The sequence below is a fragment of the Marinobacter aromaticivorans genome, assembly GCF_002806975.1.
Classification (GTDB): Bacteria; Pseudomonadota; Gammaproteobacteria; order Pseudomonadales; family Oleiphilaceae; genus Marinobacter; species Marinobacter aromaticivorans.
Genome location: NZ_NIHD01000029.1, coordinates 1 through 4,633, shown reverse-complemented (window position 1 = coordinate 4,633; position 4,633 = coordinate 1). Strand labels below are relative to the sequence as shown.

General features: G+C 51.4%; 6 protein-coding genes. All 6 read right to left on the bottom strand.

From position 1 onward, the window contains the following. Positions 1 to 174 precede the first annotated feature (174 nt). The 6 genes from CDH48_RS18905 to CDH48_RS18880 all read right to left on the bottom strand — a co-directional run bounded on the left by CDH48_RS18905 (position 175) and on the right by CDH48_RS18880 (position 4,491). Positions 175 to 669 (bottom strand): hypothetical protein, encoded by a 495-nt coding sequence (locus CDH48_RS18905; RefSeq protein ID WP_100690245.1) that lies wholly within the window; start codon positions 667 to 669, stop codon positions 175 to 177. A gap of 1 nt (position 670) precedes the next feature. Further along, complete coding sequence (locus CDH48_RS18900) at positions 671 to 1,006, bottom strand: hypothetical protein (RefSeq protein WP_100690244.1); 336 nt, start codon at positions 1,004 to 1,006, stop codon at positions 671 to 673. Between the two features lie 1,189 nt (positions 1,007 to 2,195). Further along, entirely contained in the window at positions 2,196 to 2,825 is a 630-nt protein-coding gene (locus CDH48_RS18895; RefSeq protein WP_100690243.1) for a peptidase M15, read from the bottom strand. An 87-nt stretch (positions 2,826 to 2,912) separates the two neighbouring features. Further along, positions 2,913 to 3,539, bottom strand: coding sequence for an FMN-binding negative transcriptional regulator (locus tag CDH48_RS18890; protein ID WP_100690242.1), 627 nt, complete (start codon positions 3,537 to 3,539; stop codon positions 2,913 to 2,915). 127 nt (positions 3,540 to 3,666) lie between these two features. Continuing rightward, positions 3,667 to 3,888 (bottom strand): GDCCVxC domain-containing (seleno)protein, encoded by a 222-nt coding sequence (locus CDH48_RS19530; protein ID WP_100690241.1) that lies wholly within the window; start codon positions 3,886 to 3,888, stop codon positions 3,667 to 3,669. Positions 3,889 to 4,044: 156 nt separating this feature from the next. Next, positions 4,045 to 4,491, bottom strand: coding sequence for a hypothetical protein (locus CDH48_RS18880; RefSeq protein ID WP_100690240.1), 447 nt, complete (start codon positions 4,489 to 4,491; stop codon positions 4,045 to 4,047). Between the last annotated feature and the right edge of the window lie 142 nt (positions 4,492 to 4,633).

Below are 4,633 nucleotides of genomic sequence, written 5' to 3'. Positions count from 1 at the left end.
AGGGCACAAAACTCTTCCCAGCCATCCGGTTCGGCTGAGCAACCAAGCTCGACAACAAACTTGCCGAGTTGCACCAAATTCGGCAATAAAGCCCACCGAAGCCCCAGCCTTTAACGCCAGTGGTAATGGGCGCCAACGAAGCGCAGCGTAGTTGGCGTCCCGTTGACCATATTGTTATGGCTTTTTAAGGATTGCATCGAGTAGCTTACGATCATCAAAAGGTCGGTCAAAGTAGTCAATCTCTTCTAGAGTCTGTCTAATTTCAATGGGGACCGACTGATAAATCACTTGTAATTTTCGAACATCTCCAGGGAACGCCAGCACTTTAATGGCTGAGATAGCTTCTCGTGTTTGCTGCTGAAGCTCCTCCGTTTCCGTGATCAAGATTGCGTAAGCGAGTTCCGTCAACTCGGGCCTTTCGCACTCTTTGCGCAACAATGCGGCCTTTGATATCAATAAACGCTCGATGTCACGTTGAGTGAAATCGGTCAGTTTGGTGATTATTTTTTTATTAGGTAGCTCCCTACCCTCAACGATTTGATTGCAGCGATCAAATGCCTGTGTGTACTCTACGATTTTGCCCGTGATGTAGTGATGATTTTCATCCGGCGCCGCCGCAGACAACGTCGAGAGTGAAAGCAACAGGCCGGAAATTAATGGCTTCAGCATCTCAATATCCCCCACAGCCTTTATCTACCGCATCCCAAAATTGCCGCTGTTCATAATTGAGACTACCGGTGAGAATTCGGAGTTTGGCAACCTGACTAACTCTCGCACGGATCATGTCAGGTAAGACCCTCATGGCGCGAGCAAACTGAACCCAGTCCGTAGAATGGACATTGTATGTGGCTTGTGCGGCATTATTGCCGAGGAATATTGTCGCCATTACTCCGGCGGGCATTACGACTTCAAGCAAATTCCCCGCGCGCTGCGCTCTTCTGATCTCTTCAAGAGCCTCTTCATCGGCCCGGTCTAACTTAAGTCTGCTAATATCTGGGCATTCCATGCCAATTTCTCCTTTGGTTTTCGAAGGTTAAATCTTACACTGAATTATCGACTAAGGGCCATAACGCCTGAAGCACAGCGGCGCCCTTTTAAGGGCGTCCGGCGGCCGCAGGCCGCGTACTGCTGCGACTTGTTAAAGCGAGGCCGCCCCGCTGTATATTTCTGACACCCAAGTTCGAATGCCCACACCCAATCAGCTTGTACACACTCAACCCATGGCGCCAGGAAACAGAACACCAATTGGGCGGCTTTGCTGGTTGCTGAGCCGGATTGCCCCGCAACCAAGGCACAAAATTATTGCCAGCTAACCGGTTCGCTTGAGCAGCCAAGCTCGATAACAAACTTGCCGAGTTTCATCAAACTCAGCAATAAAACCTACCGAAGCCCCAGCCTTTAACGCCTGAAGCACAGCGGCGCCCTTTTAAGGGCGTCCGGCGGCCGCAGGCCGCGTACTGCTGCGACTTGTTAAAGCGAGGCAGCCCCGTTGTAAATTTCTGACACCCAAGTTCGAATGCCCACACCTAATCAGCTTGTACATACTTAACCCATGACGCCAGGAAACAGAACACCAATTGGGCGGCTTTGCTAGCTGGTGAGCCGGATTGCCCCGCAACCGGAGCACATAATTCTTGCCGACTACCCTGATAGATTGAGCAGCCAAGCCCGACAACAAACTTGCCGAGTTTCACCAAACCCAGCAATAAAACCAACCGAAGCCCCAGCCTTTAACGCCAAGCTTAGCGGCGCCCTGACAAGGGCGTCCGGTGGACGGCCCTCGGGCCGGGAACGGACTACAGCGACTGGTTAGAAGCCGGTTCACCCGATGGTTTCCGGCTCGCCCCTCAACCCGCATGCGAACGCCAAAGAAGCCCCGCACATGCTCGCGATCCGGCACCGATACAAACCACCAGACTACCCGGCGCGCTTGGAACTTTCGGCGAATTGCCCCACAACCTGGGCACCCTGGTGATAACCCGAAAGATGCCGATGTTGGCTTCCAAATTGGACGACGAAGTTACTGGCCTTGGCCATAACCGGGAATCAGAAATCACTGCCCAATTTTCCGCCAAGGCCCATGCACTCAACCATCAAAAACCTACCAAAGCCTTGGCTTATAACGCTTGCAGCATGCGCGCCTACGTAATGGAGCCGAAGGCGCAATGTAGTGGGCGTCGCCGTGCCTGCACTGGTTATGTTTCGATGCTACGTAGAAACTCTCTATAAAGCCTCTCATGACTACCGCTGTGGTTTTCATCTCCGGGCTTTGTCAGAGTCCCTTTCGGTGGAACGTAGCTTTTTATCCACTTTTCAGGCGTGGGACTCCAGCGAATGTTTACCGCTGCAAGCTTGGGAAAGAAGTATAGTGACGAGTATCCAGGGACATTGTCATGAATCCACCACGCTAGCGCCTGCCAATCCTCAGTCTTTTCGTAGTAGTCAACAAACGAATTAACCACAATACAAGCAGTTGCTCCAATCTCGCCGTTCTTATCACGGTAATCCCAAATATGGTGGGCATAGTTCGACTCGTTGCTGGAGCAGTTATATTGATTTTTATTTTCGGCCCCTTTTGCGTTCACGGTGGGAGAGCGGTATCCAGATCTGACTGAAACGCGACCTAAAGCCGATTGGATTGGCTCAAGGACTTCTTGGCACAGGCCACGGCCCGCCTCAATTGCAATATCAGGATGCTCTGGAATATTTGGGATGCGCTCAATTTGAGAGATTTCCGAGTACAAAAAATCTCTCATAAAAAAAGAATCGGACAATCGCACTCGGCCGAGTTCTTCAAGCGCCTTCACGGATTGAGGTGATCGCAAACTGACCTCCTTGGAACATAACGCCGGGCTTTGCGGCGGTTTTGGAGGAGCGAAGCGACGGAAAAACCGTCCGACAACAGCCCCTGGTTAGCTGATGAGCTTGGCCATGGCACGATTCTGCGCTCCTACTCCGGTCTCCAGGCCAGCTTTGACACCGGTCCGATTTCTCTCTGGCTGATTCTGACTTGCTTTGAGCTTGCCCGTCAGAGTTTCAATTTTGATCTCTACACCAACAATTGCCTGTACCAAACGTTCAGTGAAATCCGCTGGCGCATCACCCACGGACCAAGGAGCGACCATTTGCGACTCATGTTGGTCCGTTAGCTGGTGAAGATGATGTTTTAACCAGCTTGGATCCTCAATAATCTGGGCGCTACCTTGCGCATGGACAGCCAGATAGTTCCATGTTGGGACGACCCGGCCTGTCTCAGCCTTGGTTGGGTACCATGAGGGCGAAACGTAAGCATCTGGCCCCTGAAAAACTGCAAGCACTCGAGCTCCGCCCTGCATGCGCTGCCAGACTGGGTTACTGCGAGCCAGGTGACATTGAAGAGCACCAAGAGAAAAGTTTTCACCAGCGCTCAGATGAAAGGGTACGTGATTGGCCTCAATTCCTTCATCGTCGGCAATGACGAGCATTCCGAAGCTATAATCGCGAATGTACTGTTGAAGCTTTTCTTGGTCGTCTTCTTTGAAGTGATTCGGGACATACATCCTTTTATGCTCCTGAGTAGAGTTCTAGTGCAGCTAACGCTGAAGCACAGCGGCGACCTTGGAGTGGCGACGAAGGAGCCACGGAAAGGGCGTCCGGCGGCCACCGGCCGCGTACTGCTGCGACTTGTTATGGGCCGGGAGCACAACACCCTGACCCTTGTTGAATTGGTGGACACGGTACTGTGCCGTATGAACAAAAGACACAGCAGTCTCCATGCTTGGGCTTTAACAAAATATGGCAAGACTCACACTCGTAAAAATATTGGCATGAGTCGGTAGGCATGGTTTCTATTTTCTGATGACCACAGCTTGGACATTTGATAGTTGATTCCAAGACTATATCGACCATAGCCATACCCTCCCGAAAGGTATGAGTTTCAGCCCAATCCATACTGGACTAGGCTCAGCACAGAAACACTGACCAGGCCTATAACGCCGCCAGCATGCGCGGCTTTGTAGTGGAGGCGAAGCCGCAACGAAAAAGGCGTCGCCGTGCCTGGCCTGGTTATGTGCTGGCCAGTTGCAGCTCATCAATCGCGTCATCCAAGTACTCCAAGAGCTTCTCGTACGTTGCTTCGGTGAGGTTCGCTGTGCCATGAGTCGAACCATCAATTCTTGATCTGATGGTGCTCATATTAACCATGTAATGATGGAAAAAATTAATGGTTTTTCGGACTGAGTCGACCTTTCCAAAACAGTCAATATTGCTAGTTATCAGCTCATACAGAAAATCACCAACAGCCACCTCAGAATATTGAGTCTCGCTAAATTTGGCGTTCCCGTTATGTAACTCAACGTGCCCTTGGAGATCTTCTCTTATTTTTTTGAGATGTTCGCAACACAAGGCCGCAATGCGCTTCCGCCGTACCGTTGTCTTCCAATACTCTAAAGCCTCGCGAATTAAAAGTGCCAGCGCAGCGCCGATGAAACCAACAATTACCTTTTCGGTCATGCTATGAGCTACCTTTGATCACATAACGCCTGAAGCACAGCGGCGCCCTTTTAAGGGCGTCCGGCGGCCGCAGGCCGCGTACTGCTGCGCCTTGTTAAAGCGAGGCCGCCCCGCTGTATATTTCTGACACCCAAGTTCGAAT

Bases quoted from the DNA above. Each gene is read 5' to 3' on its own strand.
- CDH48_RS18880 (WP_100690240.1), bottom strand. From the start codon at position 4,491: ATGACCGAAAAGGTAATTGTTGGTTTCATCGGCGCTGCGCTGGCACTT.
- CDH48_RS18900 (WP_100690244.1), bottom strand. From the start codon at position 1,006: ATGGAATGCCCAGATATTAGCAGACTTAAGTTAGACCGGGCCGATGAA.
- CDH48_RS18905 (WP_100690245.1), bottom strand. From the start codon at position 669: ATGCTGAAGCCATTAATTTCCGGCCTGTTGCTTTCACTCTCGACGTTG.
- CDH48_RS18890 (WP_100690242.1), bottom strand. From the start codon at position 3,539: ATGTATGTCCCGAATCACTTCAAAGAAGACGACCAAGAAAAGCTTCAA.
- CDH48_RS19530 (WP_100690241.1), bottom strand. From the start codon at position 3,888: ATGGTCGATATAGTCTTGGAATCAACTATCAAATGTCCAAGCTGTGGT.